Below are 25,104 nucleotides of genomic sequence, written 5' to 3' on the forward strand. Positions count from 1 at the left end.
GGCTGTCAGCGATGCTCACTTACACCCAAGCCGTCGTCATCGGCGCACTCCAAGGCATAACCGAACTCTTTCCCATCTCCAGCCTCGGTCATTCCGTGTTGGTGCCCGCGTGGCTGGGCGGTTCGTGGAGCGATCTGGTGACCCAGGGCGACTCCGATTCGGGCACCCCGTACCTGGCATTCGTCGTCGGCCTGCACGTGGCGACCGCACTCGCGCTGCTGGTGTTCTACTGGCGCGACTGGGCCGACATCATCGTCGGCTTCGTCACAACCTTACGAACTCGCCGGATCGAGACCTCCAGCCAGCGCCTGGCCTGGCTGATCGTGCTCGCCACGGTGCCGGTCGGCATCCTCGGCCTGCTGCTCGAACACCCGCTGCGGACGCTGTTCGCGAAACCGCTTGCGGCAGCCATATTCCTGACGCTCAACGGCATTGTGCTGATCGTCGGCGAGGGCCTGCGCCGCCGCAACCAGCCGACGCTGTCGGAGTACGGCCGCAGGTTCGCCGAGGCCGAGGCTCACGGCGCCGCGATCGGCCGCGGATACGAGATGGAACCCGAGGCGGACAGCACCGTCAGGCTGGCGGGACTGAGCACCAAGGACGCGTTGATCATCGGCGCCTCCCAGACCGGTGCGCTGTTCGCGGGCATCAGCCGCTCGGGCATGACGATGGTCGGCGGTCTGCTGCGCGGCCTGGATCACGAGGACTCGGCGAAATTCGCCTTCCTACTCGCTACCCCGGTCATCCTGGCGGCGGGCGTGCTGAAGCTACCCACGCTCGCCGGTCCGCAGGGCAACGGGATTCTCGGGCAGGTACTCGTCGGGTCGATCGTCGCGGGTGCGGCGGCGTACTTCGCGGTCCGCTTCCTGGAGCGCTACTTCAAGACCAACTCGCTGCTGCCCTTCGCCGTGTACAGCCTGGCGTTCGGCCTGCTTTCGGTGATCAGATTCCTCTGACCGAATATGCGAAAAGGCCGCCCTCCGATGCGGAAGGCGGCCTTCGACTATCGCAGATCAGGCGGTGATGCTTGCCCTCTCCAGGATCTCGCGCGCCAGCGCGGCGGTCTCGGACGGCGTCTTGCCGACCTGCACGCCCGCGGCCTCCAGCGCGTCCTTCTTGGCCTGGGCGGTGCCCGCCGAACCTGACACGATGGCGCCCGCGTGACCCATGGTCTTGCCCTCGGGGGCAGTGAAGCCCGCCACGTAGCCGACGACCGGCTTGGTGACGTTGGCCTTGATGTAGGCCGCGGCCCGCTCCTCGGCGTCGCCGCCGATCTCGCCGATCATCACGATCAGCTTGGTCTCCGGGTCCTTCTCGAACGCCTCGATGGCGTCGATGTGGGTGGTGCCGATGACCGGGTCGCCGCCGATGCCGATGGCGGTGGAGAAGCCGAGGTCACGCAGTTCGAACATCATCTGGTAGGTCAGGGTGCCGGACTTCGACACCAGGCCGACCGGACCGTTGCCGGTGATGTTGGCCGGAGTGATGCCGACCAGCGACTCGCCGGGGGTGATGATGCCGGGGCAGTTCGGGCCGATGATCCGGGTCTTGTTGCCCTTCTCCAGGTTGTAGGCCCACGCGTACGCGGTGTCCTGCACCGGGATGCCCTCGGTGATGACCACGAGCAGCGGGATCTCCGCGTCGATGGCCTCGATGATGGCGTCCTTGGCGAACTTCGGCGGCACGAACGCGATCGAGACGTCGGCGCCGGTTTCCTTGACGGCCTCGGCGACGTTGCCGAACACCGGCAGCTCGACCGCGGCGCCGTCCTTGTCGGTGTGCGCGACGGTGGTGCCCGCCTTGCGCGCGTTGACGCCGCCGACGACCTGGGTGCCGGCCTTGAGCATCAGGGCAGTGTGCTTGGTGGCCTCACCGCCGGTGATGCCCTGGACGATGACCTTCGAGTCCTTGTTCAGGAAGATAGACATTTCCGGTTTCCTTACTTGGCCGCTGCCAGTTCGGCGGCCTTGTCGGCGCCTTCGTCCATTGTCTGCGCAAGTGTGATCAGCGGATGCGCGGCATCGACCAGGATCTTGCGGCCCTCGTCGACCTTGTTGCCGTCGAGACGGACGACCAGCGGCTTGTTCGCCTCGGCGCCAAGGATTTCCAGCGCCTTCACGATGCCGTTGGCGACCGCGTCACACGCGGTGATGCCTCCGAAGACGTTCACGAACACACTCTTGACCTGCGTGTCGCCCAGGATGACATCGAGGCCGGCGGCCATGATCTCGGCCGAAGCGCCACCGCCGATGTCGAGGAAGTTGGCGGGCTTGACGCCGCCGTGGTTCTCGCCCGCGTAGGCGACCACGTCGAGGGTGGACATGACCAGACCGGCGCCGTTGCCGATGATGCCGACCTCACCGTCGAGCTTGACGTAGTTGAGGTCGTTTTCCTTCGCTTTGAGCTCCAGCGGGTCGGTCGCGTCCTTGTCCGCGAACGCCTCGTGGTCCGGGTGCCGGAACGCGGCATTCTCGTCGAGGGTGACCTTGCCGTCGAGGGCAAGGATCTCGTTGTCGGGGGTGCGGACCAGCGGGTTGACCTCCACCAGGGTGGCGTCCTCGCCGACGAACACCTCCCACAGCTTCTGGATGGTCACGGCCGCGGCGTCCAGCACGTCGGCGGGCAGGTGGCCCTGCTCGGCGATCGAGCGGGCGAACGCGAGATCGACACCCGTGACGGCGTCGACCGGAACCTTGGCCAGCCGCTCCGGCTTGGTCGCGGCCACTTCTTCGATCTCCATGCCGCCTTCGACCGAGCACATGGCCAGGTAGGTGCGGTTGGAACGATCCAGCAGGAAGGAGATGTAGTACTCCTCCGCGATGTCCTTGGCCTCGGCGACAAGAAGCTTCTTCACGATGTGGCCCTTGATATCCAGGCCGAGGATGTTCTGCGCATGGGTAAGCGCGTCGTCGGGAGTGGCGGCGTACTTGACGCCACCCGCCTTGCCACGGCCGCCCACCTTGACCTGCGCCTTGATCATGACCGGCTTGCCGATTTCCTCCGCGATCGCGCGGGCTTCCTCGACCGTGTCCGTCACGCGGCCCTCGGACGAGGGCACTCCGTGCTTAACGAAGAGCTCCTTCGCCTGGTATTCGAAGAGATCCATGTACTCACCGTCTCGTCTGCGTTGCTATGACAACGTCTTTGTTGGCGGCCCGACGTCGGAAGCGGGTCGAGTCGGACTCTAACCAGTCACATGGACCGTCAATCGGCCACGTTCATCCTAAGTGGCGCAGGTCACGGGCGATGCTCAGGCCGGGAAAACCGCTGGCCAAGACTACTGACGAGTAGGTTGCGTCGGTACGCCAGGTAGAGCCGCCGAACCCGGGAGCCGTGCCGTTCTACTACAGGCCGTCGCCGAACGACCTCTCTCGCGTTCCCGTAGCGCAGTGAGATATTCCGTGCTGTTACAGTGATCAATCTCACATGTTTGAATTGAGGGCCTGCAGCGCTTGCGGACCCCGCAATCGTTTCGTTACCGTCAACGCGGTCGATGTCACAGCACGGTCACGACTAGGAGGACGGCAAGCTTGACGCAGCACAGCACTCCGCAGACGGAGAGCCGTTCCGCAGCTGACCGGTCGACGCCCGCACTGGGCAGGCCCCTCGACACCGCGAACTTCTCCAGCTCCACGATGTGGCACAGCCGATGAACCATCGCTCGACCCTGCCGCCCCATAATCGCGCTCACGCCGGACATCGTTATCGGTCCGACGACGAGCCCTTCGGCGCATACCCCGACCAGTACCGGCACTCCGCGTCGGGCCGATACGTTTCGCCCGCCGCTGCCGCGCATGCCGGATACAACGTCCGCACCGCAGCCGCTGACCGCCACGACGACTCCTGGTCCGCCAACGACTCATGGCGCCAGCAGGATTCGTGGTCGCAGCAGGACTCGTGGTCCGACGCCGGCGCCTGGACATCCGACGACTCGTGGACGCCCGAAGACGACGATTCGTGGACATCCGACACCAGCGACTCGTGGGGTCCGGACGCCGACGATTCCTGGGCGCTCGAAGACGACGAACCCGAATCCCTGGCCACTCCGACGGCGATACCGGCCCGCCGCACGCAGCGTGGCCGTGGCGCGCACCGGATGCCCGCACCGCCGACCGCGCTCAAGGGCCGCGCCGCGGTGGTCGCGGTCGCCGCGGGTGCGGTCGTCGCCGCAGGCCAGGCCGCATTCGCCTCGCCCGAACAGCCCTCGCAGGCCATCGATTACGACGCCGCCGGCCAGATCCACGAGATCGCTGCGCAGTCGGTCAGCGTAACCGACCCCACCGCCTCGCCGGTTTCGCCGCAGGTGCTCAGCGTCTCGACACCGAGCAACCTTGTCCAGTTCAACGACATCCTGCAAAAGGGTCAGAAGTACGCCAACGATCTGGCCGCACAGGAGTCCGCGAAACTGCGGCCGCTGTTCACCAAGTTCGCCTCCGGCACCTTCACCTCCGGATACGGCGCCCGCTGGGGCGTCCAGCACCTCGGTGTCGATATCGCGGGCCCGATCGGAACCCCGATCGTCGCGGTAGCTGACGGCACCGTGATCGAGGCGGGCCCTGCGGCCGGATTCGGCATGTGGGTGCGCCTGCTGCACGACGACGGCACCGTCACCATCTACGGGCACATCGACACCGCCACGGTGTCGCAGGGCCAGCGTGTGATGGCGGGCGACCAGATCGCCACCATCGGCAACCGCGGTTTCTCCACCGGCCCGCACTGCCACTTCGAGGTCTGGCTCAACGGTGCCGACAAGGTCGATCCGCTACCCTGGCTCGCCACCCGCGGCATCAGCCTCGGCCCGCAGCGAGACTAGCGGCGCTCATGCCTCCTACCAGGTTGTGGTACCCGTGAAATCGGTTGTCTCCGTGGCTATATGCGGTGCCGCGCTATTGCGGCTAAGCAATCAATTCGTTACCGTCGGTTCGATCGATGGCCCAGCAGCGGAAGCGACCCGAAGGACGAAAAGCTCGATGCGCGTTGAGGACACTCCGACATTCCGCTCGATGGTCCGCGGACCTGGCATAATCGAGAATGTTTCCGATTTACGACATTTCGGACATTCCTGCGACGCAGTGCGGTCACGCCGTTGAGCAGTCACTCGCGGCGTGATATCGACAGACGCGAACGTTCGATTCAGCAGCCTTTCGACCGCAATCAGCAATCTCGCGGCTATCTCGAATACGCCCAAGAGCCAGGCCGATTCGACGACAGCAGCGGGCCTGTCGTTAGCTGGGCGGCGAACGACTCGTGGTCACACGATGACTCATGGCCGCTGGATGATTCGTGGCCGCTGGATGATTCGTGGCCCGGCGACGAGCAGCGCTTCGACGGTTCCTGGCGCACGGATGAGACGCCGCATCCGGAACCGGCCGATGCCCGCCCCGAGTCGCCCACCATGCCGACGCGAAGCACGCGTCGACGCGGCGGCGCGCACCGACTGCCACCGCCGCCCACTGCGTTGAAGGGTCGCGCCGCGGTCGTCGCGGTCGCCGCGGGCGCGGTCGTCGCCGCGGGGCAGGGCATCGGGGCACGGGTGGAGAAGCCTGCACCGACCGTCGAATTTCAAGCGCTCGGTCAGGCACAGGCGGTTGATCCCATTCAACCCGACAACAGCACCGCCGCTCCGCAACTGCTCAATGCTTCGGGACCTACCGATATCGGGCAGTTCACCGATCTGCTGCACAACGGCGCCGACTACGCTCAACAGCTCGCCGACCAGGAGGCCGCCAAGATGCGGCCGCTGTTCACCAAGTTCGCCTCGGGCACCTTCACTTCCGGCTACGGCGCCCGCTGGGGCGTACTACACCCTGGCGTCGACGTCGCCGCACCCATCGGCACCCCGATCTATGCGGTCGAAGACGGCACCGTCATCGATGCGGGCCCGGCCGCCGGATTCGGCATGTGGGTGCGCCTGCGCGGTGACGACGGCACCATCACCGTCTACGGCCACATCAACACTGCCTTGGTGTCCGTCGGCCAGCAGGTGACAGCGGGCGACGAGATCGCGACGGTCGGCAACCGCGGCGAGTCCACCGGGCCGCACTGCCACTTCGAGGTCTGGCTCAACGGCACCAACAGGATTGATCCCCTCCCGTGGCTCGCCACCCGCGGCATCAGCCTGGGCCCCGAACGCGACTGAGGTTCGCCGCTACCCGGCTGGAACTGCGCGACCCCTCTCGTGATTCGTAGCGGCCGCGTGCCTCGCTCGCTGTCGGCCTCGACACCGGGGCCGCGCAGAACTCTCCATCCGGGACTCGGCGCATAGTCCCGGTCTGCGACGGGATGACGACCGTGGGTGATCAAGGGCACGCTTCCCGCGGTCTCGACCCAGACGTCATACTGCCGAACGGAATTCTGGTGGCCGGGCCGAACCGGGTCCGCGAACCACGGCTTCCAGAACGGCCGCAGATTCACCGGTTTCGGCGAACGCGACCAGAGCAGGTGAACACAGCGCCGATCGGTGCGGTACCAATCGGCTCCAGGCCAGCGCCGGTGCGACAGCCGTGGCCAGTTGATCACCGACCACTGCGAGGTCTGCGCTCAGGTGGTGAGCCAGCTGGAATTCAGAGCTTGACCAGCGTCCGGCTGTACTGCGGGATCAGCCGAATCTTGCCCGCGGTACCGAAGTCGATGGTCACTGTGGCCAGCGGTCCGAATCCTTCGGCCGCGACTACCCGGCCGAGACCGTACTTGTCGTCGCTGACCCGATCGCCCACCGCGAGTACGAGATTGGTGTTGTTGCGGGTGGCGCCGCCCGGAGCGGGACGGCGCGGACCGCGATCCCGCACGCCGGGACGCTGCTCGTTCCAGCCGTCGCCGCGTGTCCAGTCCCGTTCCGCTCCGTCGTCGTCACCGCGACGACGGATGCTCCTGGTCAGCGGAGAGCCACTCGGCTCCAGCCGCTTCCAATCGATCAGGTGGCTCGGAATCTCCTGCAGGAATCTGGATTCCGGGTTGGAGACGGGCTGACCCCAGCCGGAGCGGACCACCGCGCGAGTCAGATATAACCTGCGCCGCGCCCGGGTGATGCCGACGTAGGCGAGGCGGCGTTCCTCGGCCAGCTCGGTGGGATCGCCGAGCGCCCGCATGTGCGGGAACTGTCCGTCCTCCCAGCCGGTCACGAACACGACCGGGAATTCCAGGCCCTTGGCCGTGTGCAGCGTCATCATCGTGACCACCCCGGCGCCCTCGTCGGGGATCTGGTCGGTGTCGGCCACCAGCGAGACCCGCTCCAGGAAGGCCGCCAGTGAACCAGGCTCCGGTTCGCCATCGGTCGCCTCCGGCACCAGGCCCTCTTCCCTGGCCGCCGCCGCGTTGTTGTATGCCTCCGAGCTGAATTCGCGTGCGACGCTGACCAGTTCGTTCAGGTTGTCGAGTCGGGCGCCGTCCTGCGGATCGTCGGATGCCTCCAGCTCGGCGCGGTAGCCGGTGCGTTCCAGCACCGCGTCGACCACATTCCCGACATCCGGGAAGTCCAGCTCCGCCTGCACGCCGGCCGCTCGAATCTCCTCGAGCAGGTCGAGGAACCCGGCGATTGCCCGCTGCGCGCGGGTGTTCAGCAGCGCGACCTTGCCGTCGGCGGCATTGCGCAGTGCCGCGGCGAAACCGATATCGCGCTGCTCGGCATGCACGGCGACACACGCCTCGGCGCGGTCACCGATGCCACGGCGCGGGGTGTTGAGGATCCGGCGCAGGCTCACCGCGTCGTCGGGGTTCTCCAGCACGCGCAGATAGGCGACAATGTCGCGAATCTCCTTGCGCTCGTAGAATCGCACGCCGCCGACCACCTTGTACGGCAGGCCCATCCGAATGAAGATTTCCTCCAGCGCACGGGAGTTGTTGTTGGTGCGGTAGAACACCGCGACATCGCCGTAGGTGGCCTCCTCGGCGTCCACCAGCCGGTCGATCTCGCGGGCAACGAACGACGCCTCGTCGTGTTCGTTGTCGGCGACGTAGCCTGTGATCAGATCGCCCTCGCCGGAGTCGGTCCACAGCCGCTTGTCGCGCCGGTTCTCGTTGCGGGAGATCACCGCGTTGGCGGCGGACAGGATGTGCTGGGTGGAGCGGTAATTCTGTTCCAGCAGAATGGTTTCGGCATCGGGGAAGTCACGCTCGAATTCCTCGATATTGCGAATGGTGGCGCCGCGAAAGGCGTAGATGGACTGGTCCGCGTCACCGACCACGCACAACTCGCTCGGCGCAACCGCGTCCGGCTCGGCCGCGGCTTCGGTGTGGTGCCCGACCAGTTCACGCACCAGGACGTACTGCGCGTGGTTGGTGTCCTGGTACTCGTCGACGAGCACGTGCCGGAACCGGCGCCGATAGTACTCGGCGACCTGTGGGTGGTTCTGCAGCAGCGCCACCGTTTCGCCGATCAGATCGTCGAAGTCCAGCGCGTTCGCCGCGCGCAAGCGCCGCTGGTATTCGGTGTAAACCCGAGCGACCAGACCCGGCAATTCGCTCTCGTCGGATTCAGCATCGGCGGTGGCCTTGGCCGGGTCGATGAGCTCGTTCTTCAGATTCGAGATGGCGGTCGCCAACAGTCGCGCCGAGTATTTCTTCACATCGAGGTCGAAGTCCCGGCTGATCATGGTGAGCAGTCGCCGCGAATCGTCGGCATCGTAGATGGAGAAATTCGAATTCAGGCCGGGCAGCAGCGCCGCCTGCATACGCAGGATGCGCATACAACTGGAGTGGAAGGTCGAAACCCACATGTTGTTGGCGCGCGGGCCGACCAGCCCGATCACCCGCTCCCGCATCTCCGCGGCAGCCTTGTTGGTGAACGTGATGGCGAGGATCTGCCCCGGCGTCGCACCGCGGGCGGCGAGCAGGTAGGCGATCCGCCTGGTCAGCACCGCGGTCTTGCCCGAACCTGCGCCCGCCACGATCAGCAGCGGCGCGCCGGTGTGCACGACCGCGGCGCGCTGCTGCGGATTGAGACCGTCGAGTAGCAGCTCGGCCTCCTCGGCGTGGCGCTGCTCCCGTTCGAGACGGCGCTGTTCCGGAGACTGCCCCGGATCCACGGCACGACCATCGTCGACCTGCAGTTTCTGGGCTGAGTCCTGGTGCCGAGTCTGCCCGGCCTGCATCTGGGGAGCCACCGTGATGTCCATCGTCCATCAACGCTACCGGCGGCCACCGACAGAGGTGAAGTCCCCGTTCGCGTCGATGTTTGTTCGACATCGTCCCGGCGAACGGCGAGTGAACTGCCGCGGTCCCCGCGTAAGGGCAAATCTGTGTGATTGTTCTCAGCAGTTTCACGAATAGAAGTGTTTTGCAATGCTTCGCCCCCGTGGCAGACTGGCCACATGATCTGCGCTCCGGGAATGCATCCGATTCGGCTACCTGCCGAATATCGTGATCGCGGACCTGATAGCTGAGTGCACCTTCCGGGGGGAACAATGCAGGACCCAACCAGGTCCTTTGCGCGGTGAAAGAACCGATCGGTAACGAGCCGGGCGCACCAGCCGATCCATGTTCTGACACGAGGAGATGAATGATGAGCACGCCTGCCACGACGACCGGGTCCGACTCGGCTCCCCCGCACTCCGAGGCGGAGATCGAGAAGCTCCGCAAGGAGATCGACACGCTCGACGCGGAGATCCTCAACGCCATCAAACGCCGCACCGAGATCTCGCGGATCATCGGTCGTACTCGCATGGCCTCTGGCGGACCCCGACTCGTACACAGTCGTGAGATGAAGGTGCTCGAGCGCTTCAGTGAACTCGGCCAGGAAGGCCACACCCTCGCAATGTTGCTGCTGCGCCTCGGCCGCGGCCGACTCGGTCACTGACTCGCCGCCCACTCCGGCCGCCCAGCGGCCCCCGAACTCGTGCGGCGATCGCAAGACCACCGCATTCCCCAAGACCGCCCCGGGTGTTCACACCCCCGGGGCGGTCGTTTCCACTCTCGGGACGCCCCTCAGGTGAGGGCGATGTACTTGGTGGACAGGTACTCCTCGATGCCCTCGATGCCGCCCTCACGGCCGAAGCCGGAGGCCTTGACGCCGCCGAAGGGCGCTGCGGGATCGGAGATCACGCCACGGTTGACGCCGACCATGCCGCTTTCCAGGCCCTCGGCGACGCGCAGCGCGCGATCCAGGTCGCGGGTGTAGACGTAGCTCACCAGACCGAATTCGGTGTCGTTGGCGGCGGCCAGGCCTTCGGCCTCGGTCTCGAAGCCGATGATGGGGGCGACCGGGCCGAAGACCTCCTCGCGCAGGATCCTGGCGTGCGGCGGCACCTCACTCAGGATGGTCGCGGGGTAGAACCAGCCGGGGCCGCCCAGGGCCTTGCCGCCCAGGCGGACCTGCGCGCCCGCAGATACCGCGTCGTCGACGAGGTCGCTCACGATGTTGAGCTGGTCCTCGCTGATCAACGGGCCGAGAGTGGTGCTCGGGTCGGTGCCCGGCCCCAGCGTGACGGTGCTCGACATCGCCTCGACCAGCTTGTTGGTGAACTCCTCGAGCACCCCGTTCTGCACGTGGAAGCGGTTGGCCGCGGTGCACGCCTCACCGCCGTTGCGCAGCTTCGCCAGCATCGCGCCCTGCACGGCCCCATCGACGTCGGCATCGTCGAACACCACGAACGGCGCATTGCCGCCGAGCTCCATCGAGGTGCGCAACAGCCCGTTGGCCGACTTCTCGACGAGCTTCTTCCCGACCTCGGTGGATCCGGTGAAGGTGAGCTTGCGCAGCCGGGGATCATCGAGTAGCGGCTGCGTCACCGCACCGGAATGGCTGGATGTGATCACCGAAAGCACGCCGTCCAGCAGCCCGGCCTCGCTACACAGCTTGGCGAGCAGCAGCATGGTCAGCGGCGTGGCCGAGGCGGGCTTCACGATCATCGTGCAACCGGCGGCCAGCGCCGGACCGATCTTGCGAGTGCCCATGGCCAGCGGGAAGTTCCACGGCGTGATCGCCAGGCACGGCCCGACCGGCTGCTTGTGCACCATGATCCGGCCGGTCCCCGACGGTGCGTGCAGGTAGCGCCCGTGCACCCGCACGGCCTCCTCGCTGAACCAGCGAAAGAACTCCGCGCCGTAGCGCACCTCGTTGCGGCTTTCCGGCAGCGCCTTGCCCATTTCGAGGGTCATCAGCACGGCGAATTCCTCGGCCCGCGCGGTAATCGCCTCGAACACCGCGCGCAGGATCTCGCCGCGCTCTCGCGAGGCGGTCGCGGCCCATTTCTCCTGCACCGCGACGGCCGCGTCGAGCGCGCGCACCGCATCCTCGGGCGTCGCATCCGCGACCCGTGTCAGCACCTCCCCGGTGGCCGGATTGCGCACCTCGAAGGTGCCTCCCCCGGTGGCATCGACCGGCCCGCCGATCCACAACTGCGTCGGTACTGATTGAAGAAGTTCGGTCTCGGACACCATGACGCCAGCCTATGCCGACCGCTCGACCCCGATTGCCGACAGCCCAACACCCACCGAAGTTTCCGGTCCTTTCCTGCGCGCGGGGTCGAGTGCTTGTACTCTCGGCGAACGTGAGCAGCGACATCACCGCATCGGCGGCATGGGGGAAACTGCACGATCACCACAGCGCGGTCGCCGGACGGCACCTGCGCGAATTCTTCGCCGAGGATCCCGAACGCGGCCGCGAGCTGACCGTCCAGGTGGCAGACCTGCACATCGACTACAGCAAGCACCGCGTCACTCGGGAAACCCTGGATCTGCTCGTCGAATTGGCGCGCGAGGCCGGTGTCGCCGAGCGGCGCGACGCGATGTTCCGCGGCGAGCACATCAACACCTCCGAGAACCGCGCGGTCGAACACATCGCGCTGCGCAGGCCCGCCGGAGAGTCGCTGATCGTGGACGGCGTCAACGCCGTTGTCGAGGTTCACGAGGTGCTGCGGCGGATGGGCAAATTCACCGATTCGCTGCGATCCGGCGCATGGCGCGGCGCCACCGGCGAGCAGATCACCACGGTGGTCAATATCGGCATCGGCGGGTCCGATCTGGGGCCGGAGATGGTATACCGGGCGCTGCGCCACTATGCCGACGCCGGTATCGGCGCGCGCTTCGTCTCGAATGTCGACCCGGCCGATATCGTCGCGAAACTCGACGGACTCGACCCCGCGACAACGCTGTTCATCGTTGCGTCCAAGACGTTTTCGACGCTGGAGACGCTGACCAACGCGACCGCGGCCCGGCGCTGGCTGGTGGCCGCACTCGGCAAGGACGCCGTGGCCAAGCACTTCGTGGCCGTATCGACCAACGCCGAACGCGTCGCAGAGTTCGGGATCGACACCGCGAACATGTTCGGCTTCTGGGATTGGGTCGGTGGCCGCTACTCGGTGGACTCGGCCATCGGCCTGTCGGTGATGGCGACGATCGGTAAGGAGCGCTTCGGCCAGTTCCTGGCCGGAATGCACGCCGTGGACCAGCATTTCGCGACCACGCCGCTCGAGGCGAACGGTCCGGTGCTGCTCGGCCTGCTCGGCGTCTGGTACTCGAACTTCTTCGGCGCGGAATCCCGTGCGGTGCTGCCTTATTCGAACGATCTGGCCCGCTTCCCGGCATACCTCCAGCAGTTGACGATGGAGTCGAACGGCAAGTCGGTGCGCGCCGACGGCACCCCGGTGACCACCTCGACCGGCGAAATCTTCTGGGGCGAACCAGGAACCAACGGCCAGCACGCCTTCTACCAGCTGCTGCACCAGGGCACCCGCCTGATCCCCGCGGACTTCATCGGATTCGCCCGTCCCACTGATGATCTGCCCACCCGCGACGGCACCGGCAGCATGCACGACATCCTGATGAGCAACCTGTTCGCACAGACCAAGGTGCTCGCGTTCGGCAAGACCTCCGAGGAGATCGCCGCCGAAGGCACCGACCCGAAAGTGGTGCCGCACAAGGTGATGCCAGGCAACCGCCCGAGCACCAGCATCCTCGCCCCGCAGCTGACCCCGTCGACGGTGGGCCAGCTGATCGCCCTCTACGAGCACCAGGTCTTCGTCGAGGGCACCATCTGGGGCATCGACAGCTTCGACCAGTGGGGTGTGGAACTCGGCAAGCAGCAGGCGCTCGCGGTGGCTCCGCTGCTCACCTCCCCGGAAGACCCCGAGCCCCAGGCGGATTCCTCCACCGACGCACTGATCCGCTGGTATCGCGCCAACCGTTGACGGACACTGGTCAGCCCGCGGCCGTTTCGATCAGCGCCGCAACCACTTCGGGGAAGTCGGCGGTGATCTGCGGGCCGAATTCGGGACCGACCTGATCGGCGGCTGGGCCGACGATCTCGGTCCGGTAGACCACCCGCGTGCGCCCGTCGTCCGCGGGCTCGAGCCGGTGCACGGTGACGACCCGGAAGTCGCCACCGTCCATTTCGTCGACGAACGACTCCCCCGCCACGATCTCCACCAGCCGCATCCGAACCGCGTCGCCGTCCGGCGGGGTCATCGTGAAGGTGGTGCCGACCTCGAACGGGCCATCGATCTGCATCTTCTCGATGCCGTCGTTCCATTCGGGCCAGGCGGCCATATCCGACCAGCGATGCCACAGCGCTTCCGGCGCGACCGAAGTCACCACACTGTGCTCGTACTCCCACATGATGCCGCTCCCAGGTACTTCGATTCGAACGCTCGCCGCGCGATCATGTCACCGATCACGACGGCATGACATGTCACGGTCGGTCTGACGGCAGCCCGGACGAGCTCACGCGGACATAGCGCAATAACGTCCATCGCGGACCTGGAGGACGAGGTCGGCGCGGGTCTTGGTGCCGACGATGAGGTCGGCGTTCGGTAGATCGCTCAGGTGTGTCTTGGCCTTCGCGGCGGCAACGGTTCTGCCGCCGTGAATATGTCGCCGTATCAACCGTTTCTCGATGACATTCCGGTCGGCGTCCAGGTACCAGCTGTCGTCGAGCAGCTTCCGAACACCGGACCACGGACCCGATTCCAGATCGTCGAGCAGGAGGTAGTTGCCCTCGGTGATCGCGATGGTGTGCCGATCGAAGACCACGCCGCCGGGGGTCGGTTCCTCGATGGCGCGGTCGAAGGTGGGCCAGGGCACCGGCTCGCCTATCGGCGTGCCCTGCAGGCGGCGCAGCGTTTCGAGGTATCCGGCGACATCGAAGGTGTCCGGTTCCCCTTTGCGCGCAAGCTTTCCCGAGGCCCGCAGCACCGCGTTGGGTAGGTGGAAGCCGTCCATCGGGGCGATCTCGGCGATCGACGTCCCGGCGTACGCGTTCAACACGTCACGGACCCCGACCGACAGCATGGACTTGCCGGCGGCGGGTGGACCAGCGATGCCGAGCACATACCGGCCGGTACCCGCGGCGGCCCGTGTCAGCACCCGCTCGACAAGCGCGCTCAACGGCATTTCGACAGGTACGCCGGTCATCGGAGCAACCTTACTCAGACCGGGTGCGGCCGTGGCATTATCGCTTTCGAAGCCGCTGCCGAACCTGCGCGGACAATTCGACGGCGCCGTCGTGCAGCGCTTCGGTGAACGTCTGCCGCAGCCGATCCGTATTGTCGCCGCGGCGATAGATGACCGACGTCGCACGGACCGCGGCAGGATGGTCGATGCGGACCAGGGAGAGGCTCGCCGGGAGCAGGGGCGCGGCGATTCCGGGGACGACGGTGCTGCCCATGCCTGCCGCGACCAGACCCAGTTTGGCGAACCAGTCGCGGGCGACGAACGCGATATCCGGATCCCAGCCGGCGTCGGTCCACGCACCGAGCAGTGTGCTGCTCGCCTCGGCGCTGCCCGCGATCCAGCGCTCGTTGCGCAGCATCGCGGGCGCGACGCTCACCCGATCCGCGAGGGCGTGGCCGGGCGCGACCGCAATGAGCAGCGGATCGTCCAGCAGCGGCTCGAAACCGACATCCGCTGGCAGTTTTCCGGTCTCGGTCACCACCGCCATGTCCAGTCGACCGCGCGCAACGGCGGTGACCAGCCGCGGGCTGGTTCCCTCCCGCAGTGATACCCGCACGTGTGGCTGCCGGTCGTCCAGCACCGCGATGGCCCGAGGGACCAGCACCGCCATCGCGGTGGAAAACGCTCCGACACGCAGCAGCGCGGGTGGCCGGGCGGCGAGGGTGTCGAGGTCGTGGCGGGCGGTGCCAAGTTCACCGAGCACCGCATCGGCATGCCGAACGACGATCCGGCCCGCCGCGGTCGGCCGCACGCCGCGGGCGTGCCGCTCGAACAGCGCCCGCCCGGCGGCCTGTTCCATCAGGGCGATCTGCCGGGACACCGCCGACTGCGTGTAGCCGAGGTTTTCGGCGGCGGTCGAGAAGGAACCGGACATCGCCGCCTCGCGGACCACTCGCAGCCCGACGATCGTGAAGTCACCCATGCGAAGTAGTCATACCAAATATGCGAGACCATCGCTTGTCGCATAGGTGTGGCGGCCCTAGCGTCGTCGGTATGAGTGCGGCAGCGAACAAGAAATTGGTCGAGGACATCTTCGACCAGATGGCGCAGGGCAATACGCGTGCGATGAGCGAGGCGATGGCCGACGACTTCCGGTGGGTGTTCCCAGGGAACTGGTCGTGGGCCGGTAGCTGGGGACCGAAAGATGTTGTCCTGAAAGGATTGTTGCGCCCGCTGATGGCGCAGTTCACCGACTACCGCAGCACCGCCGACGCTATCCACGCCACCGACGACCGCGTGATCGTCCAGGCCCGCGCCCACGCCACGACCACGCGCGGCGAGGCATACAACCAGATCTACTGCTTCATCTTCCGTATCGCCGACGGCCAGCTTGCCGAGGTCGTCGAATATTGCGATACCGCGCTGGTCGAGCGCGTGCTCGACCAGCCGGTCCGGTGACTATCAGACAGTGACGATCAGACGAAGGCGCGTTCGATGATGGCCGTGGTGTCCACGCCGGAGGGCAGGGTGCCGAATGCGATGCCCCAGTCCTCGCCCAATCGGGTGGCGCAGAAGGCGTCCGCGACCGCGGGATGGCCGTGGCGGACCAGTTGGGCGCCCTGGAGAATCAGCGCCATGAGTTCGATGATGCTGGAGACGCTTACCAACGCGACCGCGGCCCGGCGCTGGCTTGTGGCCGCACTCGGCGAGGACGCCGTGGCGCGCTCTAGCGCCAGGGAATTACGCGGAACCCGGATGAATGTTTACATCACAATGACTACCAACAGCTTTCTTGACTACCGTCCATCACTCTCAGTATTTTGAGGCGGTCTCAACTTCCAAAAGGTGAGGCTCCGTTACCCTTTGGCCACCGCTCTTCGAACAGTCTGCGAACCATCAGTGCCGAACGCCGAGAAGACAACCGTGGCAATCCACCACCAGCACAGGGACGACCGTCGGCCCGGCGCGGCGAGGCACCTGGTCCGCCGAGGGTCATCTGGGCCCGACAGCGGGCGATCGTGAACAAGTAGTAACAAAGCGGATCGAGGAACAACATTGATTCTCCAGGCCCGGCCGGTTGTGCGACGAGCGGCACGCTGGGGCAGGACCGGTTCTGGTTCATGTGGCAAGAGTTGTCGGCCGGCGTGCTCGGCGCGGTTGTACTGGCAGACACACGGTGGAAGCGGGACAGCTTCGCCGCAGTGGATTTCTTCGAGTCTCGTGACATCCCCTTCATCGTCGCGGTGAACTGCTTCGACGGGGCAGACATCTACGACGAAGACGAGGTCCGCGCTGCCCTGGATATCGCCCCTCATGTCCCGGTACAGCTGTGCGATGCCCGAAACCGGGATTCGGCCAAGCTCGTCCTGGTCCGTCTGCTGGAGCATCTGATGGCTCTCGCGACGGCCGATCACGCCTGAAGGAGCTAGGAGAACAATCCATGAGTAAGTTGACCAAGACCCGTGTGCTAGGGATAGCCGGACGAATCGCGACGCATGCGATCGGGGAGCGACTGCGGCCGACTCGGCCGACCGCGTTGACGGAGGTTCCCCGATCGCCCGAGTTTTTCACCGCCGAGTGGCTCACCCAAGCATTGTGCCGTGATGTGCCGGGCGCTGAAGTATCGAGTTTCACGCTGGGCAGCAGAAGTGATGGCTCGACCAGCCGTCGCGCCGTGACGATCCACTACAACGCCGCCGGATCCGCCGCCGGACTCCCTGTCGATGTGTTCACGAAGTCCACACCGACTTTTCTGTCTCGCCTGGTCACCACTCCGACCGAGGCGAACGCTGTGGAGACGTTGTTCTACAACGTGATCCGCCCCGACTTGGACATCGAGGCGCCGCTAGGGCATTTCGCCAGTTTCGATAACCGGTCCGGCAGGTCTATGTTCCTGCTCGAGGATGTATCGAAAACCCGCGGGTGCACGTTCGGAGATCCGACCACGGTGTATATCGACCGTGCGCAGGCGGAGGATATTGTCCGGCTGCTCGGCACGGTGCACGGAACGTTCTGGCAGAGCCCACGATTCGCTACCGACCTCAGGATTATCAAAGACGCCGAAACGTGGCAGCTGGACGTGAATCGGCTGATTCGCTTTCGCACCCGCAGCGTGGTGGGCGTCGACCGTGCCGCCGATGTCAGTCCTCCGGAATTTCTCGCGCGGCGAAACGAACTGTGGCCTGCGTTTCTCCGCTCACTCGAGTTGCACAACAGCGGTCCAGCCACGCTGCTGCATTCGGACGTGCACTCACGTAACTGGTACATCAACGGCGACGGGCGGATGGGCCTGTACGACTGGCAGTGCATAACCAAAGGCCACTGGGGTCTCGATGTCGCCTACGCGCTGGCCTCGGCACTCACCGTCGAGGATCGCCGGGCGTGGGAGAAAGACCTGCTGCAGATCTATGCCGATCAGCTGACCAAGTCGGGCGGCCCGGCACTGTCACAGGACGAGTTGTGGCTCGGATATCGGCAGCAGTTGTTCCACGGACTGTTCTTCTGGTTGTTGACACTCGGTGTCGGCGTGCTGGAGCCGGACATGCAGCCCGAGGCGGTATCGCGGGCGAATATCGAGCGAATGTCGCATGCGGTCGTGGATCTCGAGTCGCTCGACAGTCTGTCCTGACGGCTGACTTCGTCAGGACCCGCTCGATCGGGCCTGCGCTGGCGATGCTGAAGGAAGTGGTCGGGCACTGCGATACCGCGCTGGTCGAACGAGCGCTGGACCGGCCGGCCTGAATGACCGGCCGGGAACAGACAAACGCGCGCTCGACGGCGCACACCTGCTCGGCCCACCCGAGCGACCAGCCGCATCAGACGAATGCGCGCTCGACGATGGCGCCGGTGTCCACCCCGACAGGCAAGGTGCCGAATGCGATGCCCCAGTCGTCGCCGAGCCGGGTGGCGCAGTAGGCGTCGGCGACGGCCGGGTGGCCGTGCCGGACCAACTGCGCACCCTGCAGCACGAGTGCCATCAGCTCGACGACGCGCCGCGCGCGGTATTCGATGTCGCTCAGGTCGGACAGTTCCTTGCCGACCCGGGCGATCGCGTCGTCCAGGCGCGGGTTCGCCCCCTTCGCCAGCGACACCTCGTTGAAGTACGCCTCCACGGTCTCGGGCTGACGACCCATGGCGCGCAGGGCATCCAGCGCCGCGACGTTGCCGGAGCCTTCCCAGATGGACATCAGCGGCGCCTCGCGGTACAGCCGCGGCATCCCGGACTCCTCGGCATAGCCATTGCCGCCGAAGCATTCCAGCGCCTCGGCCGCATGCGACGGTGCGCGCTTGCACACCCAGTACTTGGTGACCGCCAAGGCAATTCGGCGCAGCGCCGCCTCGGCCGGGTCCTGGCTCGCCCGGTCGGTGGCGCCGGCCAGGCGCATCATCACGGTGGTGGCGGCGTCGGATTCGATCACCAAGTCCGCCAGCACATTTGCCATCGCGGGTTGATCGATCAGCTTCTTGCCGAAGGCTTCCCGGTGCCGCGCGTGGTGCACGGCGTAGACCGCGCCGACGCGCATGCCGGTGGAGGAGCCGATCACGCAGTCCAGACGGGTCATATTGACCATCTCGATGATGGTCTTGACCCCGGCGCCCTCCGCGCCGACCAGCCAGCCGGTGGCGTTCTCGTATTCGACCTCCGAGGACGCGTTGGACTTGTTGCCGAGCTTGTCCTTGAGTCGTTGGATCCGAATGGGATTGCGGGTGTCGTCCGGCAGCACCCGGGGCAGGAGGAAACAGGACAGACCGCCGGGCGCCTGCGCCAGGGTGAGGAACAGGTCCGACATGGGCGCGGAGGTGAACCACTTGTGCCCGACGATCCGGTAGCTGCCGTCGGGTTGCGGTGTCGCGGTGGTGGTGTTGGCCCGGACGTCGGAGCCGCCCTGCTTTTCGGTCATAGACATGCCCGCGATGAGACCGGCCTTGGACGATGGCTCACGCAGGCCGAAGTCGTAGGTCCGGGAGCCGAGCAGCGGTTCATATTTCGCCGCGAGCTCCTTGTTGTGGCGCAGCGCGGGCACCACCGCGTAGGTCATCGAGATCGGGCACATGTGCCCGGCGTCAGCGACACCCCAGGTGTAGAACTTGGCGGCTCGGGCGGTGTGCGCGCCGGGCCGGTCGTCGAGCCAGGGCGAGCCGTGCAGACCATGGGAGACAGCGACATTCATCAGGTCGTGCCAGTGCGGATGGAATTCGACCTCGTCGATGCGATTACCGTAGCGGTCGTGGGTGCGCAGCACCGGCGGGTATTCGTTGGCGAGCCGACCCCACTCCTGGGCCGCGGGTCCGCCTGCGAGCGCACCGAGCTCACGCACCTCCGGCTCGGCCCAGCCCGCGCCCTCGCGGTGCAGACCCTCCAGCAGCGCCGGGTTCTGCGAGACATCGAACGGCACGATGTTCGGAACCTGATTGAAGACTTCATGCGTCGGCATCGGACAACTCCTATTTCTATCGAGCGCCCGAGGCGCTCTGATCATCGCGCACGCCGAGCGCGCGCATCGCGAAGGCAACGAGTTCGGGGACAACGGATTCGCCGTGCGGCGCCTCGGCCAGTGGACCGACCAGCACCTCGCCGATCGCGCCGACGAGGGCGGCGGCACTGGTTCGTGCGTCCTGTGCGGGCAGCTCGCCGCGCGACACGCCCTCCACGATCGCCGTTTCGAAGGCTTCGGCGAAGGCGCGCCGGAAGTGCAGGCGCTCGGTGTCGACCGCCGCGTCGACGGGTTCGACGAGCAGCACATAGGCGAGCTTGGGGTTCTTCAGCGCGCGTCCAGCGAAGGTTTCCACAGCGGCGGTGACGCGCTCGACCGCCGACGCACCGGAATCGGGCGAGGCCGGTTCCACGGCGGCCGCGGTAACCGCGGTGACCTCGCGGGCGACGACCTTCCGGAAGACCGCGCTCACCAGTTCGGACTTGCTCGCGAAGTGCTTGTAGACCGTTCCGGTGGCCACATCGGCCTCAGCCGCGACAGCCGCCATGGACAGCCCGGCGAAGCCCTCCCTGGAGAGGACCTTCGTCGCGGCCTGCACGATCAGCGCGGCCTGCGCATCGAGGCGGGCCTGCACGGCGGGGGTTCTGCGGTACACCACGCAAGAAGTGAATCATGGATTCACTTCTTCCCACAAGGCGTCTAACGTCGTATGGTCGAGGCGTGAGCGAGCTAACCGTCCGTGTCGAACATGCCGGACCCGTGACTACCGTCATCCTGCATCGCCCCGCGGCCCGCAATGCGGTCGACGGACCGACGGCCGCCGCGCTTGCCGATGCTTTCCGTGCCTTCGAGGCCGATCCCGACGCGTCGGTCGCAGTGCTGTGGGGAGAGGGCGGCACCTTCTGCGCGGGCGCGGACCTCAAAGCACTCGGCACCGAGACCTCCAACCGTGCCGCCGACGACGGGGACGGCCCGATGGGTCCTACCCGAATGAAGCTGTCCAAGCCCGTGATCGCCGCGGTCTCCGGCTACGCGGTGGCGGGCGGACTCGAGCTGGCGCTGTGGTGCGATCTGCGAATTGCCGAGCAGGACAGCACCTTCGGCGTGTTCTGTCGCCGTTGGGGCGTGCCTCTCATCGACGGCGGCACGGTGCGGCTGCCGCGCATCATCGGGACCGGTCGCGCGATGGACTTGGTGCTCACCGGCCGCGCCGTCAGCGCACCCGAGGCGCTGCAGATGGGCCTGGTCACCCGGGTGGTGCCGACCGGTGACGCCCGCCGGGTCGCCGAGGAGGTCGCCGCCCAACTGGCCGTGCTGCCGCAGACCTGCCTGCGCTCGGACCGGCTGTCGATGCTGGAGCAGGACGGACTCGACGAGGAAGCGGCCATGCGCAACGAGTTTCGGCACGGCATGGCCGCACTCGCCGACGGCGCCCTCGAGGGCGCCCAGCGCTTCGCCGCGGGCGCGGGCCGGCACGGCGCTCGCAGCTGAAACCGATGAGTCGACTCGGCGCCACGAATCGACTCAGCGTCGTCGACGAGATCTTCCTGCGCACCCACCGCGGCCTCGGCACGCCGATCGCACTGCAGGGGCTGTGGCGGACCGCCGACCGCATCGATCCCGCACTGCTGCAACAGGTCCATACCGGCCTACGCACCGGGCCATTGGGGCGCAGAGTGGTTCGCGCGCGCGTGCCCGGCGCCCGCCGTTCATGGCGGCGCAACGTCAGGGCCCATCCACTCGACTTCGCCGATCAGCCGATCCCGGTCGACACTCTGCTCGACTGGGCCGATAGCAAAGGCGCACAACTGGATCCGGAGTTCGAACCCGGTTGGCGGCTGTCGGCCGCATCCTTGGACGACGGCGGATCGGTTGTCTGCCTGACCTGTTCGCACGCCCTCGCCGACGGACGCGCACTCGCGGTCGCGGTCGACGACGCCCTCAACCGGGCCGCGTCGACCGCCACCCGGGTACCCACCGACGACGCCTCGATGCCCCCGAACTCGGCTGCGCTGGAATCAGATTGGGCCGATGCCCGGCGTCAGTGGTCGATCGTGTTGGGCGGCACCGCCCGCGCCCTACGCCACGGCGTTCCGGAACGACCCGATCCGACCGCGCCACGCGGTGACCGCACCCGCCCCGGCAGCTCACCGGTACACAGTGCGATTCTGCAATTCGCGGTGACCGACTGGGACCGAGCGGCTGCGGCACAGGGCGGGACCGCGAATAGTCTGTTCATCTCGGTGATCGCGAACATGCTGTGGGCCAGTGGTTTCCCCGACGAGACGATCGAGGCCGGCCTCCCGGTCGATACCCGCGACGAACCCCGGGTCGACAACGATCTCGCGATGACCGAGATCGTCATCGTCCGCGCCGATACCCCGGCAACGATTCGCGAGAAGTCCCGAATCGCCTACGAGCGCCGCCTGTCCAGCCCGGGCGGGATGCCCGAGGAACTGCTCCAGGTAGTCCCAGACCGCTGGGCCTACGCCCTGTCCAAGGGCGCAGGCGAGCGAGACATCCTGTGCTCCAACATCGGAACCCTCCCCTCGTCGCTACGCACGCTCGGCCCGCATCGCTGCACCGGCGTCGCCGCTCGCGCAATACATCCCGGCCTCGCCGTTGACACGCTGCCGCGTACCCGCCTGTCCGGCTATCTGTGTCGCATCGCCGACGATTACGTCCTATCCGTGGTGAGCCTGGACCCCGCCCGGATCAATTCACCGACCGCGCTCCGGGACCTCGCCCGCAAGACGACCGCGAGCCTGCAGCTGCCGCTCACCATGTGGTAATCGGCGATTGCGCTATCCGACTCGCCAATTCGTTCCACGGCAGCCGAGGTCGGAGCGCAGGTCGAAGCAGATGTAGGCGGCTACCCGACGCTGCCGCTCAATCCACCGCGCCGAGATCATGGGCTGTCAATGCGGCGGCGAAGAGTTGGGCGTGCTCCGGGCGACCAGGGTCGTAGCCGGTGACGGTGGCGATGCGGTTGAGGCGGTAGTTGAGCGTATTGCGGTGTACGACAAGGGCTGCGGCGGCCTGTTGGCGGTTGTAATCGTGCGCGACGAGGGCGCGTAAGGCGTCCAGGAGATGCGGCTGATCCCCCAGCGGTGCCAGCAGGGTGCGCAGCCAGGAGCGGGCAGGACCGGGCCGGGCAAGTTGGCATTGCCCGGAATCCGCGCGACTACGCATCGGTCTCCGGTCAGGGCGTGACGACCGCGACATCCAACCTGTCGAGCACGTCCCGCGGCACCAGGATGCCCGGCTCCAGATCCGTCGACGACTCCGGCGCGTCCCACACCTGACGCACCGGCAGCACGCCCGCCCATACGCCGCCGGTCTCTACATCCTCCGGATCGTCACTCGGACCAGCGGCCCTGACCTTCACCGACGCCTCGGTGAGGTCGAGCGCAAGCACCTTCGTGGCGGCCAGTTCCTTCTTGCTCGGCCGGCGCACCCGATCCCAGGCGCCCGGCGCGGAGTGCTCGACGACCACCCGCAGCGCGTGCAGCCGCTCTTCGGCGTCGGTCACTTCGACCGCACGGCCGCGCACCACTGCGGACCGGTAGTTCATCGAGAAGTGCATGGCCGAGCGGGCGTAGACGATGCCGTCGACCAGGGTCACGGCAATGCAGACATCTCCCTCCAGCGCCGCACGCAAATTGCCCGCGCCGGTGGAGCCGTGCAGATACAGCGTGTCGCCGTCGCGCCCGTACACGGTGGGGATCACCACCGGGGTGCCGTCGAGCACGACACCGAGGTGGCAGACCAGTCCGGCGTCGAGCACCGCGTCCAGGTCGGCCCGGTCGGTCCTGGCGCGGTCCTTCAATCGGGTCGGCGTGCTGCGCGGGGTCGGCGATAGTGGGGGCCGAGAACTGGTCGACTTGGTCATATCACTAGCCTGAGGTCAGAAGTGGCATTCTGAAATAGCCAATTCACGGAAATTCGTACAGTCCAATTCTGGAGGCCACCGGTGCCCGACGAACTCCCGCTCGTGCTCGACCGCGACGCGGCACAGCCGCTGTCGGTGCAGGTCGCCGAGGGTCTGCGAGCCGCGGCGAGTACGGGCATGCTGCGCGCGGACGATCGCCTCCCGTCGTCCCGGTCCCTCGCCCAGCGGCTCGGCGTGAGCCGCACGGTCATCGCCGCGGCCTATGACCAGCTGCATGCCGAGGGCTGGATCGCGGGCAAGCGCGGATCCGGCACCTACCTGACCACCACGCCCGCCGCGACCCGCACCCGGCCGAGCGCCCTCCCCGGCTCGACCGACCACCCGGAACTACTCGACCTCGGCCCCGGCGCGCCCTGCATCGAGGCCATCGACCAGCCCGCCTGGCGCCGGGCCTGGCGGGCCGCCGCCGACACCGCCCCGATCGTGCGCAAGGAACGCGGCGGCGAACCGGAATTCCGCTCGGCCATCGCCGAACACCTGCTGCGGCATCGCGGGCTCGGAGCGAGCAGCAACACCGTGGTGCTCGCTACCGCCGGAACCAGCTCTGCTGTAGGCGAACTCGCGGCCGCCCTGCTGCGCCCCGGTGACGCTGTCGCGATGGAAGATCCCGGCTATCAACGCGCGGCGGGCGCCTTCCTCGCCGCCGGGGTCCAGGTGCTGCCAGTACCGGTGGATGCCGAAGGACTACGCGTCGATCGGCTGCCGCCCGGCATCAAGGCCGTGTATTGCACACCGGCACACCAGTTTCCGATCGGTGCGCGCATGCCCGCGGCCCGGCGGGTTCAGCTCGTCGAATTCGCGCGGCGGGCGGGGGTACCCATCATCGAGGATGACTACGACGGCGAATTGCGCTATGACACAGCGCCTTTGCCGCTGCTGGCCGCGATGTCGCCGGACGTCGTCGTGCATTTGGGCACGACAAGCAAGATCTTGTCGTCGAGTCTGGGCGTCGGCTGGCTGGTCGCGGCGCCCGAGATCGCCGATGTGGTGCTCGCCTACCGGGAGCGGACCGGAACCGGACCGAGCCCGGCGGGGCAACAGGTGTTCGTCGAGTTCGCCAAGCACGGGGACCTGGCACGACACTTGCGCCGGTTGCGCCGCGCACTGCCACCGCGGCGCGCGCTGGTCGTCGACGAACTTCGCCGTCGCGGACTGGACGTGGTCGGCGACGACGCCGGATCGCACGTCGTGGTGCCGCTGGCATCGGCCGAGGCGGAGCAACGGGCGGTCGCCGCGGGCCGGGCGCGTGGCGTGGCGCTCGACGGGCTCGCCCGTCACCACATCGGGGTTGCGCGCTCCTTCGGCGTCGCGCTCGGGTATACCGCGCTCGGCTGGTCGGATCTGGCCGCCGCTGTTCCCGTCGCCGGAGATTGCCTGGCCCGGTCGTAGCAT

At 67.0% G+C, this 25,104-nt stretch carries 23 protein-coding genes and 1 pseudogene; 11 read left to right on the forward strand and 13 right to left on the reverse strand.

Going from position 1 to position 25,104, the window contains the following annotated elements:
* The first annotated feature begins 11 nt into the window (after nucleotides 1–11).
* Nucleotides 12–956, forward strand: a complete 945-nt coding sequence (locus ACV7NQ_RS12195) for an undecaprenyl-diphosphate phosphatase (RefSeq protein ID WP_463359735.1) — start codon at nucleotides 12–14, stop codon at nucleotides 954–956.
* Between the two features lie 57 nt (nucleotides 957–1,013).
* Here the strand turns inward: ACV7NQ_RS12195 and sucD are convergent, their stop codons facing one another.
* From sucD to ACV7NQ_RS12210, 3 genes are all read right to left on the reverse strand, one after another.
* Nucleotides 1,014–1,928 (reverse strand): succinate--CoA ligase subunit alpha, encoded by a 915-nt coding sequence (gene sucD / locus ACV7NQ_RS12200; protein WP_463359736.1) that lies wholly within the window; start codon nucleotides 1,926–1,928, stop codon nucleotides 1,014–1,016.
* 11 nt (nucleotides 1,929–1,939) lie between these two features.
* Nucleotides 1,940–3,106 carry an ADP-forming succinate--CoA ligase subunit beta gene (sucC, locus tag ACV7NQ_RS12205; RefSeq protein WP_463359737.1) on the reverse strand — a complete coding sequence of 389 codons (1,167 nt, stop codon included), beginning with the start codon at nucleotides 3,104–3,106 and terminating at the stop codon, nucleotides 1,940–1,942.
* Between the two features lie 390 nt (nucleotides 3,107–3,496).
* A complete protein-coding gene (locus tag ACV7NQ_RS12210; protein ID WP_463359738.1) occupies nucleotides 3,497–3,658 on the reverse strand; it encodes a hypothetical protein in 162 nt (53 codons plus the stop codon).
* Here ACV7NQ_RS12210 and ACV7NQ_RS12215 point away from each other — a divergent pair.
* Together ACV7NQ_RS12215 and ACV7NQ_RS12220 are read left to right on the forward strand one after the other, a co-directional pair.
* Nucleotides 3,650–4,813 (forward strand): M23 family metallopeptidase, encoded by a 1,164-nt coding sequence (locus tag ACV7NQ_RS12215; protein ID WP_463359739.1) that lies wholly within the window; start codon nucleotides 3,650–3,652, stop codon nucleotides 4,811–4,813. The genes ACV7NQ_RS12210 and ACV7NQ_RS12215 overlap by 9 nt on opposite strands.
* A gap of 273 nt (nucleotides 4,814–5,086) precedes the next feature.
* The gene (locus ACV7NQ_RS12220) at nucleotides 5,087–6,139 is read left to right on the forward strand and encodes a M23 family metallopeptidase (protein WP_463359740.1); all 1,053 of its coding nucleotides are present in this window, start codon (nucleotides 5,087–5,089) and stop codon (nucleotides 6,137–6,139) included.
* Nucleotides 6,140–6,563: 424 nt separating this feature from the next.
* On the opposite strand, the gene pcrA is transcribed toward ACV7NQ_RS12220, so the two are convergent.
* Complete coding sequence (pcrA, locus tag ACV7NQ_RS12225; protein ID WP_463359741.1) at nucleotides 6,564–9,113, reverse strand: DNA helicase PcrA; 2,550 nt, start codon at nucleotides 9,111–9,113, stop codon at nucleotides 6,564–6,566.
* Between the two features lie 386 nt (nucleotides 9,114–9,499).
* Between pcrA and ACV7NQ_RS12230 the strand changes: the two genes are divergently transcribed.
* Nucleotides 9,500–9,793: a chorismate mutase gene (locus ACV7NQ_RS12230; RefSeq protein ID WP_463359742.1), complete on the forward strand. Its 294-nt coding sequence runs from the start codon at nucleotides 9,500–9,502 to the stop codon at nucleotides 9,791–9,793.
* A gap of 128 nt (nucleotides 9,794–9,921) precedes the next feature.
* Here ACV7NQ_RS12230 and ACV7NQ_RS12235 read toward each other — a convergent pair whose 3' ends face one another.
* Nucleotides 9,922–11,376, reverse strand: a complete 1,455-nt coding sequence (locus tag ACV7NQ_RS12235; protein ID WP_463359743.1) for an NAD-dependent succinate-semialdehyde dehydrogenase — start codon at nucleotides 11,374–11,376, stop codon at nucleotides 9,922–9,924.
* 110 nt (nucleotides 11,377–11,486) lie between these two features.
* Between ACV7NQ_RS12235 and pgi the strand changes: the two genes are divergently transcribed.
* Nucleotides 11,487–13,124: a glucose-6-phosphate isomerase gene (gene pgi, locus ACV7NQ_RS12240; protein ID WP_463359744.1), complete on the forward strand. Its 1,638-nt coding sequence runs from the start codon at nucleotides 11,487–11,489 to the stop codon at nucleotides 13,122–13,124.
* Nucleotides 13,125–13,134: 10 nt separating this feature from the next.
* On the opposite strand, the gene ACV7NQ_RS12245 is transcribed toward pgi, so the two are convergent.
* The 3 genes from ACV7NQ_RS12245 to ACV7NQ_RS12255 all read right to left on the reverse strand — a co-directional run bounded on the left by ACV7NQ_RS12245 (nucleotide 13,135) and on the right by ACV7NQ_RS12255 (nucleotide 15,307).
* The gene (locus ACV7NQ_RS12245; protein ID WP_463359745.1) at nucleotides 13,135–13,551 is read right to left on the reverse strand and encodes an SRPBCC family protein; all 417 of its coding nucleotides are present in this window, start codon (nucleotides 13,549–13,551) and stop codon (nucleotides 13,135–13,137) included.
* A 105-nt stretch (nucleotides 13,552–13,656) separates the two neighbouring features.
* A complete protein-coding gene (locus ACV7NQ_RS12250) occupies nucleotides 13,657–14,346 on the reverse strand; it encodes a nucleoside/nucleotide kinase family protein (RefSeq protein ID WP_463359746.1) in 690 nt (229 codons plus the stop codon).
* A gap of 37 nt (nucleotides 14,347–14,383) precedes the next feature.
* Nucleotides 14,384–15,307, reverse strand: a complete 924-nt coding sequence (locus ACV7NQ_RS12255; protein ID WP_463359747.1) for a LysR family transcriptional regulator — start codon at nucleotides 15,305–15,307, stop codon at nucleotides 14,384–14,386.
* 71 nt (nucleotides 15,308–15,378) lie between these two features.
* Between ACV7NQ_RS12255 and ACV7NQ_RS12260 the strand changes: the two genes are divergently transcribed.
* A complete protein-coding gene (locus ACV7NQ_RS12260; RefSeq protein ID WP_463359748.1) occupies nucleotides 15,379–15,783 on the forward strand; it encodes a nuclear transport factor 2 family protein in 405 nt (134 codons plus the stop codon).
* A gap of 17 nt (nucleotides 15,784–15,800) precedes the next feature.
* Here the strand turns inward: ACV7NQ_RS12260 and ACV7NQ_RS12265 are convergent.
* Nucleotides 15,801–15,974: pseudogene (locus ACV7NQ_RS12265) on the reverse strand (DNA alkylation response protein); the annotation flags it as partial.
* A 447-nt stretch (nucleotides 15,975–16,421) separates the two neighbouring features.
* Here ACV7NQ_RS12265 and ACV7NQ_RS12270 point away from each other — a divergent pair.
* Together ACV7NQ_RS12270 and ACV7NQ_RS12275 are read left to right on the forward strand one after the other, a co-directional pair.
* Nucleotides 16,422–16,745 (forward strand): GTP-binding protein, encoded by a 324-nt coding sequence (locus ACV7NQ_RS12270; protein WP_463365636.1) that lies wholly within the window; start codon nucleotides 16,422–16,424, stop codon nucleotides 16,743–16,745.
* A gap of 20 nt (nucleotides 16,746–16,765) precedes the next feature.
* A complete protein-coding gene (locus tag ACV7NQ_RS12275; RefSeq protein ID WP_463359749.1) occupies nucleotides 16,766–17,953 on the forward strand; it encodes an aminoglycoside phosphotransferase family protein in 1,188 nt (395 codons plus the stop codon).
* Between the two features lie 187 nt (nucleotides 17,954–18,140).
* On the opposite strand, the gene ACV7NQ_RS12280 is transcribed toward ACV7NQ_RS12275, so the two are convergent.
* Nucleotides 18,141–19,760 (reverse strand): acyl-CoA dehydrogenase family protein, encoded by a 1,620-nt coding sequence (locus ACV7NQ_RS12280; RefSeq protein ID WP_463359750.1) that lies wholly within the window; start codon nucleotides 19,758–19,760, stop codon nucleotides 18,141–18,143.
* 16 nt (nucleotides 19,761–19,776) lie between these two features.
* Nucleotides 19,777–20,418 (reverse strand): TetR/AcrR family transcriptional regulator, encoded by a 642-nt coding sequence (locus ACV7NQ_RS12285; RefSeq protein WP_463359752.1) that lies wholly within the window; start codon nucleotides 20,416–20,418, stop codon nucleotides 19,777–19,779.
* A gap of 62 nt (nucleotides 20,419–20,480) precedes the next feature.
* Here ACV7NQ_RS12285 and ACV7NQ_RS12290 point away from each other — a divergent pair, with 62 nt between their 5' ends.
* Nucleotides 20,481–21,251, forward strand: coding sequence for a crotonase/enoyl-CoA hydratase family protein (locus ACV7NQ_RS12290; RefSeq protein WP_463359753.1), 771 nt, complete (start codon nucleotides 20,481–20,483; stop codon nucleotides 21,249–21,251).
* Nucleotides 21,252–21,256: 5 nt separating this feature from the next.
* On the forward strand, nucleotides 21,257–22,552 hold the full coding sequence (locus ACV7NQ_RS12295; RefSeq protein WP_463359754.1) for a hypothetical protein: 1,296 nt from the start codon (nucleotides 21,257–21,259) through the stop codon (nucleotides 22,550–22,552).
* A gap of 97 nt (nucleotides 22,553–22,649) precedes the next feature.
* Here the strand turns inward: ACV7NQ_RS12295 and ACV7NQ_RS12300 are convergent, their stop codons facing one another.
* Both ACV7NQ_RS12300 and ACV7NQ_RS12305 read right to left on the reverse strand, forming a co-directional pair.
* Nucleotides 22,650–22,952 carry a PucR family transcriptional regulator gene (locus tag ACV7NQ_RS12300; protein WP_463359755.1) on the reverse strand — a complete coding sequence of 101 codons (303 nt, stop codon included), beginning with the start codon at nucleotides 22,950–22,952 and terminating at the stop codon, nucleotides 22,650–22,652.
* A gap of 10 nt (nucleotides 22,953–22,962) precedes the next feature.
* Nucleotides 22,963–23,652 (reverse strand): pyridoxamine 5'-phosphate oxidase family protein, encoded by a 690-nt coding sequence (locus ACV7NQ_RS12305; protein ID WP_463359756.1) that lies wholly within the window; start codon nucleotides 23,650–23,652, stop codon nucleotides 22,963–22,965.
* Nucleotides 23,653–23,733: 81 nt separating this feature from the next.
* On the opposite strand from ACV7NQ_RS12305, the gene pdxR reads away from it, so the two are divergent.
* Complete coding sequence (gene pdxR / locus ACV7NQ_RS12310; protein ID WP_463359757.1) at nucleotides 23,734–25,101, forward strand: MocR-like pyridoxine biosynthesis transcription factor PdxR; 1,368 nt, start codon at nucleotides 23,734–23,736, stop codon at nucleotides 25,099–25,101.
* The last annotated feature ends 3 nt before the right edge of the window (nucleotides 25,102–25,104 follow it).

Source organism: Nocardia sp. Tas62D01 (genome assembly GCF_055232035.1).